This is a genomic window from Kordia zhangzhouensis (assembly GCF_001005305.1).
GTDB lineage: Bacteria > Bacteroidota > Bacteroidia > Flavobacteriales > Flavobacteriaceae > Kordia > Kordia zhangzhouensis.
The window spans coordinates 78331-94399 of record NZ_LBMH01000007.1 but is presented as its reverse complement, the minus strand read 5'-3'; the positions used below and the strand labels follow the sequence as shown (position 1 = coordinate 94399).

The window sequence follows — 16069 nt, the reverse complement described above, 5'->3', positions numbered from 1 at the left end:
TTAGTTTTTGTATTTGCCCATTATGACGAAGCCTTTTTTAAATCGGTTACAGAAAAAAGCACTTTTTTTTAGAAATGCATTTTTATAAACTTTAAGTTGAGTAGAAAACAGCAAGTTTTTTAAAAAGAACTAAAAAAAAGTGTAACCATTTATTTGAAGTAGTCGTCTTACTGATAAATGATACCAAAAACTGACCTAGATTATATTGAGCAAATTCAGGCTGGCAATGTACATGCCTATGCTATGCTTGTGTCCAGATATAAAAATATGGTATTTACGTTAGCGTTTCGACTCATTAAAAATAAAGAAGATGCAGAAGAAGTCGCCCAAGATTCTTTTATAAAAGCATATAGAGCCTTAGGAAGTTTTAAAGGAAGTTCTAAGTTTTCTACCTGGTTGTATCGAATAGTGTATAATACGAGTTTAGATTATCTTAAAAAACGAACTAGAGTCGTTCTTTCAACACATATTGACGAGGTTAATGAAGCAGATATTGGTAAAATGCAGGATGCTATGAGTTATTTAGAAGCTGAAGAAAAAAAGCAAACTATTGAGAAAGCTTTGGCAAAATTACCAGAAGATGAACGTGTACTCTTGACATTATTTTACTTTGAAGAGCTTTCTTTGAAAGAAGTGGCAGAAATTGTTGGAGTTTCCTATGAAAATGTGAAAATTAAACTGCATAGAAGTAGGAAGAAGTTGTATCATATTTTAAAAAATGTTGTAGAACCTATATATTTGAATCATGGAAGCAAAAGATGAAAAACTAAATGCCTTTACCAAAGAAATTATTCAAGATGCTGGATTACAGGTGCCTTCTGAAGATTTTTTGAAGCATGTAATGGCAGAAGTTTCCAAAGAAAAAGTGACGAAAAAGGTATACAAACCGCTAATCTCTAAAGTAGGTTGGATGCTTATTGGTAGCTTGTTTGTAGTTTTTACCTATGTTTTGACACGCTTTTCACTAGGGTTTTCTTTTTTCGGCAATTGGAATCTGACAAGTTTATGGGTAGAAAAGTATAAAATTACCTTTTCCATTCCTACAACTTATGCGTATAGTTTTGCATTTTTGCTCGTCTTTGTAATTATTCAAGTATATTTATTTAGTAAGCGTTTTTCTAAGAGTTTAGATCGCTAACTTTTTAGATGAAACTTCCATTTTTTCTATATACGAAAAGTAAATAGTCGCCAAAAAACTCATTACAAAATAGATTGCCATTGCAATACTTCCGTATTGAAAATAGGAATTTATTCCGTACCAATCTTTAAAATAAAAAATCACAAAAAGAGCCAACACAACCTTTATAGTTTCAAATATTAGAGTGTATTTATATCGATCCATCAAACTTGTATAACTATAAATACTAATAAAAACGATTGCTCCATATAGTAGCAACATACTATACCCTCCTGTTTTTAAAACATTCCCAAAATTGTAAAATAAAAACAGCATCAAAGCAATTGTCATAAGTAATTGAAAAGCAGACCAAATTTGTAAAGCAGTTGACGTAGGAGTATTGTATTTTTGAAAGTTATAGACATCTTCAATAATTGGTATAGGATATTTTTCTTTAACATCCTTTGGACGCCAACCTGTAGGCATAAACCAAATACGAAACTTGTCATAGTAACTATTGGTACGCCAAGCATCTTTAATTAAACGCCATACATGCTGAAAATTAATCAATACAGGATTCCATGTTGATGCGGGTTTTAGGACACCAAAAACGGGAGGGATTTCGTCAAGTTCTTCCTGAAATGTACCAAACATTCGATCCCAAACAGAAAAAACAGCTGCCAAATTTTTATCAATATACTCAGGATTGATTGCATGATGCACACGATGCTGTGAGGGTGTTACGAAGATGTATTCTAAAAAGCCTAATTTTCCTATATGTTTTGTGTGATACCAAAATTGAGCAAATAAATGTATAGGTGTTAAAATAGCGATAATTTTATACGGAATACCTATTAATGCAGCAGGGATTAATAATAATGGAAAATATCCAAGAATATTAGAAATGGATTGTCGTAAAGCACAAGCTAAGTTAAATTCTTCGCTACTGTGATGAATAACATGTTGGTTCCAAAAGAAATTAATTTTATGACTCAATCGATGATTCCAATAACTAGCAAAATCAATAGCAATAAATGCCAAAAGATAGGTATACCAAGTTTCTGGTATGGTGATTAATGCTAGATATTCAAGTAGAAAAGGGTAGGAGACTAAAATTACGGCAAGACCTAGTGAGTCTTTAATAATACTTGTTAATCCAGAACTTACACTTGATATCGTATCATTAACACTGTGTGTTTGATTTTTAACAAAATAACCATACGCAATCTCAATAAGCATTAACACAAAAAAGAAAGGAATGGCATAAAGTAAAGCATTGGCGTAGGCTTCCATGAATAATGATTTTGTTTAAAATTACATTTTTTTCTTAAAAAGTAATGCATGCATAGTATATTATTTATTGGAAGGCATAAAAAAAACTCTCATGAAAAACATGAGAGTTTTTTTTATTTTGAAAGTACATTTTGATTCTAATTAATTTACCCTTTTAGCTCATTAAAAAGAATACTAATTAGAGTAGAAGTATTACTCTTCAATCAATACCCATTGCCCTTGGGCAATCAAGGGTTCTGCCTGTTTGTATTTCACTGTTTTGTTTTCGCCTGTCATGATATTTTTGATGGTAACGCGATCATTACGACCAATTTTTGGCTTGTCACGAACAATGGTTTCAGTGACTTGTGGGCGTTGTTGTGACTGTTGCATTGCTGCACGCTGCGCTGCTTCTTTTTCGTCGCTGTTCAAAACTTCTTCTTTCGAAGTGGTATAGTTATCTTTTTTACGCTTTTGCTCGCGTGCTTCTTGTACTCTGTTAGGATTATTGTCAGCCAATTCTCCTTTAAATAGGAAGGATAAGATTTCGCGATTTACTTTATCAATTACCTCTTTAAATAGCTCGAATGCTTCAAACTTATAGATGAGCAATGGATCTTTTTGTTCGTGTACTGCCAATTGTACTGATTGCTTTAATTCATCCATTTTACGTAAATGAGTTTTCCATGCATCATCAATGATTGCTAAAGAAATATTCTTTTCAAAATCATTGACTAATTGCTTTCCTTCCGTTTCGTATGCTTCTTTTAAATCACTAATAACATTCAATTCTTTGGTGCCATCTGTAAATTTTACAACAATACGTTCATATTTATTTTCTGGATTTTCATACACTTGCTTGATAACTGGATATACCATTTCGGCATTTTTATCCATTTTTTCATTATAACTTTTAAAAGTAGCAGTGTACACTTTGCCAATAATCATTTCTTCTGATAGACTTGTAAATTCAGCTTCTGTGATTGGACTTGCGATAGAGAAGTAGCGAATTAGTTCAAATTCAAAGTTCTTGAAATCATTCGCAGCTTTATTGGTTTGTACAATAATTTCTGTGGTATCGTACACCATATTTGAGATGTCTACCTTTAAGCGTTCTCCATGTAAAGCGTGTCTACGACGTTTATAGACTACTTCACGTTGTGCATTCATGACATCATCATATTCTAATAAACGCTTACGGATTCCGAAGTTGTTTTCTTCTACTTTTTTCTGTGCACGTTCAATAGATTTGGTCATCATTGAATGTTGAATTACTTCTCCTTCTTTGAGTCCCATTCGATCCATCATTTTTGCAACACGGTCAGAGCCAAACAAACGCATTAAATTATCTTCTAGTGACACATAAAACTGTGAACTTCCAGGATCTCCTTGACGACCAGAACGACCGCGTAGCTGTCGGTCAACACGTCTTGAATCGTGACGTTCTGTACCAATAATTGCCAATCCGCCAGCAGCTTTTACTTCATCACTTAGCTTAATGTCTGTACCACGACCTGCCATGTTTGTAGCAATCGTAACTTGACCAGGACGACCTGCTTCAGCCACAATATCTGCTTCTCGTTGGTGCAATTTTGCGTTCAGTACGTTGTGTGGAATTTTACGAATTGAAAGCATTCTACCTAACAATTCAGAAATTTCAACAGATGTTGTACCAATCAATACAGGTCTTCCTTGCTTAGAAAGTTCGGTAACCTCATCAATAATGGCATTATATTTTTCACGTTTTGTTTTGTAGATTAAGTCTTCACGATCGTGACGTGCAATTGGTCGGTTGGTCGGAATTTCCACTACATCCAACTTGTAGATTTCCCAGAATTCTCCAGCTTCCGTGACAGCAGTACCTGTCATACCAGATAGTTTGCGGTACATTCTGAAGTAATTTTGTAATGTAATTGTAGCAAAGGTTTGCGTAGCATCTTCAATTTTTACGTTTTCTTTTGCTTCAATCGCTTGGTGTAAACCATCTGAGTAACGACGCCCATCCATAATACGTCCTGTTTGCTCATCAACGATTTTCACTTTATTGTCCATTACGACATATTCTACATCTTTTTCAAAAAGAGTATAGGCTTTAAGTAATTGGCTCAATGTATGAATACGTTCACTTTTGATACCAAACTCTCGGAATAATTCTTCTTTGAGGTCAATTTCTTTTTCTTTTTCCAATTCTTGTGCTTCGATTTTAGCAATCTCACCACCAATATCAGGCATTACAAAGAAATCTTTGTCGTTGCTTCCCGCAGATAGATATTCAATTCCTTTATCTGTTAAATCAATTTGATTGTTTTTTTCTTCAATGACAAATAACAATTCTGCATCTACTTTGTGCATTTCACGATTGTTATCTTGCATATAGTAGTTTTCAGTTTTTTGAAGTAGTTGTTTAACTCCTTCTTCACTTAAAAACTTAATTAATGCTTTGTTTTTAGGTAAACCTCGATATACTCTTAAGAGTAAAAATCCACCTTCTTTGGTGTCACCTTCTTTGATTAATTTTTTAGCTTCTGCAAGAACACCTGTCAAATATTGACGTTGTTTTTGAACTAGGTCAGATACTTTTGGTTTTAGCTCGTTGAATTCATGACGATCTCCTTGCGGAATTGGTCCAGAAATAATTAAAGGAGTACGTGCGTCATCAATTAATACAGAATCGACCTCATCTACAATTGCATAGTTGTGCGGACGTTGTACAAGATCGTTAGGCGCATGTGACATGTTATCACGTAAATAGTCAAAACCAAATTCATTATTAGTTCCATAAGTGATATCTGCCATATAGGCTTTTCTTCGCGCTTCAGAGTTAGGTTGATGATAATCGATACAATCTACAGAAAGACCATGAAATTGAAATAATGGAGCCATCCATGCGCTATCACGTTTGGCTAAGTAATCATTCACTGTTACAAGATGCACCCCTTTACCTGTCAATGCATTCAAATATACAGGCAATGTGGCTACTAAAGTTTTACCTTCTCCTGTTTGCATTTCGGCAATTTTTCCTTGGTGCATTGTAATACCACCAATTAACTGCACGTCATAGTGAATCATGTCCCAAGTAACCTGCTTTCCTGCAGCGTCCCAAGAGTTTTGCCAAACAGCGTTGTCACCATTTAAAGTTACATATTCATGAATGCCAGAGAGTTCTCTGTCATATGGAGTTGCAGTCACAGAGAGTTCGCTATTATTAGCAAAGCGTTTCGCTGTTTCTTTAACTACAGCAAATGCTTCAGGTAAAATATCATTCAATACATTTTCTGAAATGCTATACTCTTCATCACGAAGTCTATCAATTTCTTGATAGATTTCTTCTTTACGCTCAATGTCAGAAATTTGCTCGGCTTCTTGTTTTAAGGAAGTTATTTGCGCATTTACTTCTTTACACGCTTCAGTAATCAGCGATTTAAAATGGGTAGTTTTTGCTCTTAGTTCGTCAAGCGTCAATGCAGATAATTGTTGCTCGTATTCTTTAATTTTAGTAACAATAGGTTGAATGCCTTTGATGTCTTTTTTGGATTTGTCTCCAACAAAGATCTTCAACACAGAATTTAAAAAACTCATGGTGTATGTGGTTTTGTATTTAAGCAAAAAAAAAGCCTCTGGTATGGAGACTTTTTTCCTTGTTTTAGTTTATTTTAATATTCATCTTCGTTCCAGAGGTAATCTTCCTCTGTTGGATAATCTGGCCATATTTCTTCAATAGACTCGTATGAATCTCCTTCATCTTCAATAGATTGTAAGTTTTCTACAACTTCCAATGGAGCTCCTGTCCTGATTGCATAATCGATCAACTCGTCTTTTGTAGCTGGCCAAGGCGCATCACTCAGGTGAGATGCAAGTTCTAATGTCCAATACATAATATTTGTATTTTATTATATTTTTTGCAAAAATAAATTTTTAAATGAGAAAGTCAAGTAAAAAAATCATTATTTACTCATTATTTTTAAGAACGTTTTTTTTAATAGGATTACTCCTTTAATTTTCAGATAATTATGAATTTTTTTGAGGAATCCATTTTATCTCATTTGCTTGTAGGTCATGCGACAACTTTCGTGCCAATACAAAAAGGTAGTCAGAAAGTCGGTTTAAGTATTTTAGTGTATACTCATCAAAAGGTTCTGATTCGTAAAGTGCTGATGCTAAGCGTTCAGCTCTTCTGCATACACATCGAGCAATATGACAGAATGACACAGTTTGGTGACCGCCAGGTAAGACAAAATGTGTCATAGGTGGCAAAGCATCATTCATAGCATCCATTTCTCTTTCTAAAACAGTAATGTTATTTTCGGAGATTTGCGGAATGTTTAAACGGTCTTTTCCGTTTTTGAGAGTTGCCTTTTCAGGATCAGTAGCCAACACTGCACCTACTGTAAATAGTAATTCCTGAATTTCCATTAAAACATGTTGATAATGGGAATCAATTTTTTGATCACGAATCAGACCTATATACGAATTGAGCTCATCTACAGTTCCGTAGCTGTCTATACGAATGTGGTGTTTGGGAACACGTGTGCCGCCAAAAAGCGCTGTTGTTCCTTTGTCACCTGTTTTTGTATATATTTTCATCTTCTTTTTCTTCTTTTGGATTTTCCATCAATTTTTTTTAGTTTTTTTATTTGATATGAATACAAATATAAAACCTATGATTATTGCTACAGGAACTAGCCAATTGGTCTTCATTTTTGGTTTCTCTTCTTTTCTTCTAAATAATTGCCCATAAACGAACGGCTTTTTCGCCCTTGATTTTGCTTTTTGTTTTTTCGTGTGTTGATTAATAGCAAAGGTGCTAATATTGCCACGATAACAATAATAATGATTAATTCTAGGCTCATGAGTTAGTGTTTTGTTCCATTAGCATAGTAAGGTGCATGCATTTATACAGATGAGTATCATTTGTAAGTGATTGTTCCCAGTCTTTTTGATGTAATTTTTTAATGTAATTCAACTTTTTTTCTGCGCTCATGGGAATCAAGTTTAGGAAAAATGCCCATTTAGAACTTCCTAAAATAGCTCTACGTTCAACTACGTTAAATTCACTGTGGAAGCGTTGCACAGTTTTCTTTGTAAATGGCCATTCCCAATCGGCATCCGATTGAAACGGTCTGTACAAACCACGAATGATACGTAAAGGTAAACTTGTTTTAAGCGGGTCATATGAAATGAGTTTTCCATTTTTCGCTAGTTTTTCTTTTAGTTTTCCAAATAAAAGGTCTAAACTTTCAAAGTGATGCAAAACTCCGTAAGCATAAATAATGTCAAAATCGGTTTCAGTAAAATCGGGGGATAAAAAATCTATAGCTTCAGCTTTGGCAGAAGGAATGTCTTTTAAGCGCTCGTTCAATTGTCCAATAGCTTTATCACTAAGATCTATTCCTAAATAACTTTTGGCATTTTCGGCCAAATATAAACTTAAATGGTTGCCCGCATAACAACCTAAGTCTAAAACCTTTTTATTAGAAAGATCGCCTAACCACGATTTGTGTTTTTCGTATACTTGTTCGTTGATTTTTAATTCTTTTCGGAAGTCAGACAGCAATTTATTTCGCATAAAAGACCAAAGCTTTGTTGCTGCATTTTTCTTTTTTACGTTGTAGAATTCCTTCTGCTTTTTATTGACTTCTAATACTTCTTCTAAACGTTGATTGCTCACTATAATAGGTTTTTCAGGGCTAAATATAAAAATTACTACGAATTTACTTTATTTCTCGTGAATATTAATGAAATTTTAAGCCGAATCTTTTTGATTGCAAGTTATAAGCGTACAATGAAGTGTTCTTTTGCTTGTTCTTTACGAAAAAATACAAATCCCCAAAAAAAGGTATCTATCGTAACTGTGACTTTTGGATGAGCTTTTATGATGTTCCAAGCTTCTGTCATGCCTTTACTCCAGTGAATGTCATCAAAGATGAAGACTGAATCATTATGGGCAGTCCCTACTAATTGCTCAAAATAGTTTACTGTAGCTTCTTTTTGATGATTTCCATCAAAATAGACGAGATCAAATTTTTTATTCACAAATTGCGGTACTATCTTTTCAAAAGGAGCAACACTTATTGAAGCGTGTTCTATGTTGAATTTTTGCAAGTATTTTTTTGCAATTGCTGCTGTTTGTGGGCAACCTTCAATTGAAAAAATTTCGCCAGCATGTTTCATGGCAATGGTTGCCATTCCTAAAGAAGTTCCCAGTTCCAAACTATTTTGAATTGATAAATAGGAGACAAGTCGTGCTAATAATTGCGCTCTTTTTTGGATAATACCTGCATTTTTCGCAATAGCGGAAACTTTTCTTTGGTTGGACGAAAATACTCTGCTTCCTGCACCAAAATCTTTGATTTCAATTTCAGTATCATTTTGCAATAATTCTTTGCGATACTGTTGAATGGTCTTGTAAATCTCTTTTGAAGATGTGTCATAAAAGCACTTGGTAACTAGATCATACACAAATGGCGAATGAATTCCGTGCTGATTGGTGGATTTGAAAAAGAATCTAAAATATGCAAAGATCTGATACCACATGTCTATTCTTCTATTTTTGAAGCCAATTCAAACCAACGTTCTGTTTTTTCTTCCGATTCGTCAATAATCTTTTGTAATTCTAGTGACTTTTCTTGAATTTCTTCTTGAGTTAATTCACCTGCAACAAACAATTGCTCAATGGCTTCTTTTTCTTCTTCCAAACGTTGAATGTCTTTTTCCAATCGTTTGTACTCTTTTTGTTCATTATAGGTTAATTTGTCACTTTCGTCTTGACGCCATGATTTTTTTTCTTTCTTTTCAGGAGATTTGGTTTCAGGCTCAATACTGTCTTCATATACTCTATAATCGGTGTAATTTCCAGGAAAATCTTCTACGACTGCATTCCCTCGAAAAACAAATAAATGATCTACAATTTTGTCCATAAAGTAGCGATCGTGAGAAACAACTAGTAAACAACCAGGGAAATCTAGCAGAAAACTTTCCAATACATTGAGCGTTACAATATCCAAGTCGTTTGTAGGTTCATCAAGAATAAGAAAATTAGGGTTTTGAATTAAAACCGTACATAGGTATAAACGTTTCAATTCACCACCCGATAATTTTTCAACATAATCATATTGTTTTTTACGATCAAATAAAAAGCGTTCAAGTAATTGTGCGGCAGAAATTAAACGTCCTTTTTTGAGAGGAATATATTCGCCATATTCTTTGATAACATCGATTACTTTTTGTCCTTCTTTGGGTTGAATTCCACTTTGCGTATAATATCCAAATTTGATGGTTTCTCCAACAATAATTTTGCCAGCATCAGGTTTTATATTTCCTGTAACCAAATTTAAAAAGGTAGATTTTCCAGTACCATTTTTCCCAATAATTCCAATGCGTTCTCCTTTTTTGAACACATATTCAAATTTATTGAGCAGAGTTTTGTCTTGAAATGATTTGGAAACATTATGCAATTCGAGAATTTTACTTCCCATACGTTCCATATTAATTTCCAATTGAACTTCGTGCTCTTTTCTTCGTTGGTGTGCTTTTTCTTTGATTACATAAAAATCATCAATTCGAGACTTAGATTTGGTTGTACGTGCTTTAGGTTGGCGACGCATCCAATCAAGCTCTTTTTTATAAAGGTTCTTCGCTTTTTCTACAGAAGCTTGTTCGGATTGTATTCGCGCTTCTTTTTTATCCAAATAGTAAGAGTAGCTACCTTTGTAATTGTATAATTGACCGTTTTCTAGTTCGAGGATTTCATTGCAAACACGTTCCAAAAAATACCGATCGTGAGTAACCATGAACAGTGTGATGTTTTCTTTTTTAAAGTATTCTTCAAGCCATTCAATCATTTCTAGATCTAAATGATTTGTAGGCTCATCAAGAATTAATAAGTCTGGCTTATTGATTAATATTGTGGCTAGACCTAATCGTTTTTTCTGTCCTCCAGACAAGTTACTCACTTTTTGAGTCAAATCTTCAAGTTTTAACTTGAAAAGAATTTGTTTGTATTGTGTTTCGAAATCCCAAGCATTATGAAGATCCATTTTTTCAAATGCTTTTTGATATGCTTCTGTGTCGTCTGGATGTAATAGTGCTCGTTCGTAATTGGCAATGATTTCTAGAATCGGGTTATCAGAAGCAAAAATGGTTTCTTCAATCGTCAGATGAGGATCTAAATTTTCGTCTTGCGACAAAAAAGCAATGTGTATTCCTTTACGAGAAACAATCTGCCCACTATCTGGTTCTTCAATTCCTGCAATAATATTAAGTAAAGAGGTTTTTCCTGTACCATTTTTAGCAATCAAAGCCACTTTTTGATCTTTATTGATTCCAAAAGAAATTGCATCAAACAATACACGCTCGCCATAAGACTTTGAGATGTTTTCGACAGATAAATAATTCACTTCGTAGATATTTTTTACAAATTAAAAATAAAAAGATCAGATATATTGCATAGAATTTTATTATTACTGTGTAAAACTTATATTTGCTTATTCAACAACAGTGTACCTAATGAAATTGAAAGCCCCAATAGCAATCCTTGTCATATTCTTTTTGTTGACTTCTTGTGTTTCCAATAAAGAAATGACCTATTTCGGGACGCAGAATAGTGAAAAAGAGTTGATAGACAAATCTATTAAACTCAATGAAAAGCCTTATAGAATTCAAATTGGCGACTTATTATCCATCAGTATAAAATCTACGGATCAACGACTAGCCGCAATGTTTCAACCAGTATCTGCCGAAGCAGGGAATATATCTCAAACAGAACAAGGTTTATATTTTAATGGATTTACAGTAAGTAAGCATGGAAATATCGAGATTCCAATTTTAGGAGAAATGAATGTGCTTGCGTATACAACAGATGAGATTGAAGAGGCAATTAAAGAGAAATTATTAAACGAATATTTTAAAAAAGCCGAAGATCTTTTTATTGTTGTACGATTAGCAGGATTGCGATTTACTGTAACAGGAGAAGTAGGAAACACTGGAATTTTTACTTTATTTCAAGATCGCGTAAATATTATTGAAGCATTAGCAAGTGCAGGAGATATTAACTTGGTGGGAAATAGAAAAGATGTGTTAATTATTCGTCAATATCCACAAGGACAAAAAATACATCATATTGATTTAACAGACGAAAATGCATTTAACTCCCCGTATTATTACATTCAGCCAAACGATATGATTTATGTAAAGCCATTGAAGCAAAAATCGCTTGGAACGGGAACTACTTTATTAGAATCAATTACTACAGTAGTCACTGTTTTGTCGTTGGTAACCAGTGTGTTAGTTTTGTCTAGAAATTTATAGGAAGCATGGAAGAGGAATTTGAAGAATTAAAATCACAGAATTCTTTTGATATCAAAGCGCTTGCGTTTCGAGCATTGAATTATTGGTATCTTTTTGTGATTACGTTAGGAATCGCTTTCGTTGCAACATACTTTTATAATAAACGATTACAGCGCATATACCGAATAGAGAGTTTAATATCAATCAAAGAAGAGCAAAATCCATTTTTTTCTTCGAGTATGAACCTTACGTTCAATTGGGGTGGTGCGAGTGATAAAGTAGAAACCATTAAAACTACATTAAAATCGAGAGCACATAATGAAGATGTAGTACGAATGCTCGAATCATATATACACTACAAAGTGCAAGGTGAATATCGTTTGGAAGACATTCATACTGAAGCTCCCTTTATTGTTAGTATAGATGAAAGTTTTCCGCAAATTCTCAATACGCCAATTAAAATTGTTTTTAGCAGCGATCAAAAATATACGGCTAGTATTGATTTTTCAACAGCAGAAAGTTTTAGTGGACTCAATTATAAATTGAACAAAATAGCAAAGATCGCTCATGGAGAGACGCCTTACACAGGTGAGTTTGTTTTAAATGAAGAAGCTTCTACAAACTATTTCAAATTTGCTTTGACAGCTAGAAGAGATACAAAGATTGAAATTGGAAAAGAATACTTTGTCTATTTTACAAGTTTAAATTCTGAAATTTCTAAGTATCGCTCTATTGGAGTAAATCTAAAAATACAAGGAGCTTCTATGTTGGTGCTGAGTCTTACAGGGCCTAATCGAGCTATTTTAGCAGATTATTTGAACTTAACAACAGAGATTTTAAAGAGAAAGCAACTTGAAGAGAAAAATCAATTTGCAACGAATACGTTGGAATTTATTGATAAAATGATTGATGGAGTTGAAGATTCTTTGCGAAAAGATGAGCAGAAGCTTAAAAGATATAAGCAAGAAAATAAAGTGTTTAATCCTTCAGCAAAAGGAGAAGAAGTATTTGCAAAGCTCAATCAATATAGTATTGAAAAAAATAATTATTTATTAAAACTTGAGTACTACAAATTATTAGAAGATTATTTAAACAATAGTTCTGATTACAGAGCATTGCCTGCTCCAGCATCTTCAGGCATTGATGATCCGAATATAATGAACAATGTGTCTAAAATTGTCGGATTGTCTATTCGTAGAGCCAAACTTGGAGAAACGGTTAAAAATGATATTTTCTTTAAAGAAATTGATCAAGATATTGAAGCGACCAAACGTGTATTGCTTGAAAATATTAAAACCGCTCGCGCGTCTACCAATATTGATATTGATAATGTCGAACGAAGAACTGCTAGAGCGAATGCAGAATTTAGAAAATTACCAGAAGAAGAACAACAATTATTCAATATAGAACGCAGTTACAAAATTAGCGAAGCTTCGTACACAATGTTACTTGAAAAGAAGAACGAAGCTGGAATTGTTAAAGCGGCAAATGTGTCGGATGTAAAAGTGATTGACAATGCACGTGATTTAGGACAGACTTCAATTCTTCCTAACACAAAGAAAAACTATTCCATAGCATTCTTTATTGGATTATTGATTCCGCTAGCTTTTGTTTTCTTAGTTACCTTGTTAGATAACAATATAAACACTCCAGAAGACATTAAAAAACTATCTAATATTCCATTGTTAGGGATTGTAAGTCGTAGTCGATCCAGTTCAAATTTAGCTGTGTTTGAAAGCCCAAAATCATCAGTTGCTGAAGCTTTTAGAGGAATTCGATCAAGTTTGCAATACATATATAAAAACCTTGATAAAGACACTTCAAAAACAGTACTAATTACTTCATCTGTTAGTGGAGAAGGAAAGACTTTCTGTTCTATCAATGTGGCGTCTGTATTTTCTTTAACTGGAAGAAAAACAGTATTGGTTGGATTGGACTTGCGCAAGCCTAAAATTTTTGGAGACTTTGGAATTAGCAATGATGTAGGTGTAGTAAACTATTTAATCGGTCAAAAAAGTATGGATGAAGTCATTCAAAACACACCATATGACAATTTGGATGTAATTACTTCAGGACCTGTGCCGCCCAATCCTTCAGAATTGTTAATAAGTGAACAGTTGGATGAATTGATGTCTCAACTGAAACAACGTTATGATTACATCATTTTAGATACGCCTCCTTTGGGATTAGTATCTGATGCGTTAGATTTGATTCGACATGTAGATGCTACAGTATATATGATTCGACAGGATTACTCTAAAAAAGCCATGTTGAATATCATTAATGAAAAATATAAAAAAGGAGAAGTAAAGAATATCAGTTTTGTATTCAATGATTACCGCCAAAAAACCAAATATGGCTATGGTTACGGCTACGGTTATGGCTATGGCTACGGTTATGGCTATGGAAATTATGGAAATGGATATCATGAAGAAGAAAGACAATCATTTATGTCTAGATTATTACGCCCTTTTAAGAAAAGATAAAAACTATCAAAATGAGGCACAGGTACTGTGTTTCATAATAAAGCGATTATGACGATATTAGGAATATCTGCATTTTACCACGATTCTGCAGCAGCAATCATTCGAGATGGAAAAATTCTCGCAGCTGCTCAAGAAGAACGTTTCACACGAAAAAAACACGATCCTGCTTTTCCCACAAATGCAGTAAAATACTGTTTGGAATATGCAGGCACTACAATAGATCAACTAGATGCGGTTGTATTTTATGACAAGCCATTGCTTAAGTTTGAACGCTTATTAGAAACCTATTACGGTTTTTCTCCCAAAGGAGTATCGTCGTTTATTACAGCAATTCCAGTGTGGCTAAAAGAAAAAATGTTTCTTAAAAAATTGATTAAAGATGAATTGAAACAAATTCAATCATTCAACAAACGGAAACTTACACTATTATTCCCAGAGCATCATTTATCGCATGCTGCGAGTGCTTTTTATCCATCACCTTATCAAAAAGCTGCGATTCTTACACTTGATGGAGTAGGAGAATGGGCAACAGCTTCCATAAGTGTTGGAGAAGGAAAAAATATAACAATGCTTAAAGAATTACAATTTCCTCACTCTGTAGGATTGTTGTATTCAGCATTTACTTATTTTCTTGGTTTTAAAGTCAATTCTGGCGAATATAAACTTATGGGATTAGCTCCCTACGGAAATCCAAATTCGGAACGTGTACACAGATTCAAAGAAATTATTACAACCAAACTAATCAAGATCAATGATGATGGATCAATTTGGTTAGATCAAAACTATTTCAATTATGCGGTAGGATTGCGCATGGTATATGATGATAAGTGGGAAGAATTGTTCGGTTTTCCAAGAAGAACTTCTGAGTCGGAATTTGAACAACAACATTCAGATTTAGGCTTGGCAATTCAAGAAGTTACCGAAGAAATTATTATCAAATTAGCAAAACATGCTAAAGAAATTACGGGAGCAGATTATCTCTGTATGGCTGGAGGAGTTGCATTGAATTGTGTAGCAAATGGAAAGTTACAAGACGAACACATTTTTAAAGAAATATTTATACAACCCGCTGCGGGAGATGCTGGTGGAGCATTAGGAGCAGCGTTAACAGCATACCATACGTATTTTGATCAAGAACGTGAAATTGAATCTAATGATGCAATGAAAGGTTCTTATCTCGGACCTGAATTTTCATCTCTTGATGTGGAAAATATAAATAGAAAATACGGAGCAAAAGCGACCCACTTTTCAGACTTTAGTGCGCTAACCAAAGAAGTAGCAGGTTATATATCAAAAGGAAATGCTGTGGGTTGGATGCAAGGTCGTATGGAATTTGGTCCGCGTGCATTGGGGAGAAGAAGTATTTTAGGCGATGCTAGAAATCCTGAAATGCAAAAAAAACTTAACTTGAAAATCAAATACAGAGAATCTTTCAGACCTTTTGCACCTTCAGTTTTGGCAGAAGATGTTACTGAGTTTTTTGATTATGATGGAATTTCTCCGTATATGTTATTGGTACACAAAGTACACCCAAATATTCAACGCGATGTTCCTGCAAACTATCACGAATTGCCAATTCGAGAAAAACTATATGTGCAGCGTTCTTCATTACCAGCTATTACACATATCGATTTCTCTGGACGTATTCAAACTGTTCACAAAGAAACCAATCCTGAATATTGGGAATTAATTCATGAGTTTAAAAAAATTACAGGAGTTGGTGTTGTAGTAAATACAAGTTTCAACGTGCGTGGCGAGCCTATTGTATGTACTCCCGATGATGCCTACCGTTGTTTTATGCGAACAGAAATGGATTATTTAGTTATTGGAAATTATGTATATAAAAAAGAGGAGCAGCCAAGTTGGGAAGATAAAGACGATTGGAAAGAAGAATTTTTATTAGACTAAA

At 33.9% G+C, this 16069-nt stretch carries 13 protein-coding genes; 5 read left to right on the top strand and 8 right to left on the bottom strand.

Annotated features, from left to right (window positions below; translation table 11 throughout):
- The first annotated feature begins 177 nt into the window (after window positions 1-177).
- Window positions 178-762, top strand: a complete 585-nt coding sequence (locus AA088_RS12265) for an RNA polymerase sigma factor (RefSeq protein WP_046745307.1) — start codon at window positions 178-180, stop codon at window positions 760-762.
- The gene (locus AA088_RS12260; protein WP_046745306.1) at window positions 746-1138 is read left to right on the top strand and encodes a hypothetical protein; all 393 of its coding nucleotides are present in this window, start codon (window positions 746-748) and stop codon (window positions 1136-1138) included. The genes AA088_RS12265 and AA088_RS12260 overlap by 17 nt, the downstream gene beginning before the upstream one ends.
- Here AA088_RS12260 and AA088_RS12255 read toward each other — a convergent pair.
- The 8 genes from AA088_RS12255 to AA088_RS12225 all read right to left on the bottom strand — a co-directional run bounded on the left by AA088_RS12255 (window position 1127) and on the right by AA088_RS12225 (window position 10785).
- A complete protein-coding gene (locus AA088_RS12255; RefSeq protein WP_046745305.1) occupies window positions 1127-2410 on the bottom strand; it encodes a sterol desaturase family protein in 1284 nt (427 codons plus the stop codon). The genes AA088_RS12260 and AA088_RS12255 overlap by 12 nt on opposite strands.
- A gap of 192 nt (window positions 2411-2602) precedes the next feature.
- Window positions 2603-5968 (bottom strand): preprotein translocase subunit SecA, encoded by a 3366-nt coding sequence (gene secA / locus AA088_RS12250; protein WP_046745304.1) that lies wholly within the window; start codon window positions 5966-5968, stop codon window positions 2603-2605.
- Between the two features lie 74 nt (window positions 5969-6042).
- Entirely contained in the window at window positions 6043-6264 is a 222-nt protein-coding gene (locus AA088_RS12245) for a DUF2795 domain-containing protein (RefSeq protein WP_007093625.1), read from the bottom strand.
- A gap of 133 nt (window positions 6265-6397) precedes the next feature.
- Window positions 6398-6973: a cob(I)yrinic acid a,c-diamide adenosyltransferase gene (locus AA088_RS12240; RefSeq protein WP_046745303.1), complete on the bottom strand. Its 576-nt coding sequence runs from the start codon at window positions 6971-6973 to the stop codon at window positions 6398-6400.
- Between the two features lie 110 nt (window positions 6974-7083).
- On the bottom strand, window positions 7084-7239 hold the full coding sequence (locus tag AA088_RS18375; protein WP_157547189.1) for a hypothetical protein: 156 nt from the start codon (window positions 7237-7239) through the stop codon (window positions 7084-7086).
- Entirely contained in the window at window positions 7236-8057 is an 822-nt protein-coding gene (locus AA088_RS12235) for a class I SAM-dependent methyltransferase (protein WP_052752886.1), read from the bottom strand. Before AA088_RS12235 ends, AA088_RS18375 begins: the two co-directional genes overlap by 4 nt.
- A 101-nt stretch (window positions 8058-8158) precedes the next feature.
- A complete protein-coding gene (locus tag AA088_RS12230; RefSeq protein ID WP_046745302.1) occupies window positions 8159-8923 on the bottom strand; it encodes an O-methyltransferase in 765 nt (254 codons plus the stop codon).
- A gap of 2 nt (window positions 8924-8925) precedes the next feature.
- Window positions 8926-10785 (bottom strand): ABC-F family ATP-binding cassette domain-containing protein, encoded by a 1860-nt coding sequence (locus AA088_RS12225; RefSeq protein WP_046745301.1) that lies wholly within the window; start codon window positions 10783-10785, stop codon window positions 8926-8928.
- Between the two features lie 109 nt (window positions 10786-10894).
- Between AA088_RS12225 and AA088_RS12220 the strand changes: the two genes are divergently transcribed.
- Genes AA088_RS12220 through AA088_RS12210 form a run of 3 tightly spaced genes read left to right on the top strand, consistent with a single transcriptional unit; the run spans window position 10895 to window position 16068 of the window.
- Window positions 10895-11695, top strand: a complete 801-nt coding sequence (locus AA088_RS12220) for a polysaccharide biosynthesis/export family protein (protein ID WP_046745300.1) — start codon at window positions 10895-10897, stop codon at window positions 11693-11695.
- Between the two features lie 5 nt (window positions 11696-11700).
- Window positions 11701-14160 carry an exopolysaccharide transport family protein gene (locus AA088_RS12215; RefSeq protein ID WP_046745299.1) on the top strand — a complete coding sequence of 820 codons (2460 nt, stop codon included), beginning with the start codon at window positions 11701-11703 and terminating at the stop codon, window positions 14158-14160.
- A gap of 48 nt (window positions 14161-14208) precedes the next feature.
- Window positions 14209-16068, top strand: coding sequence for a carbamoyltransferase family protein (locus AA088_RS12210; RefSeq protein ID WP_046745298.1), 1860 nt, complete (start codon window positions 14209-14211; stop codon window positions 16066-16068).
- Window position 16069: the final 1 nt, after the last annotated feature.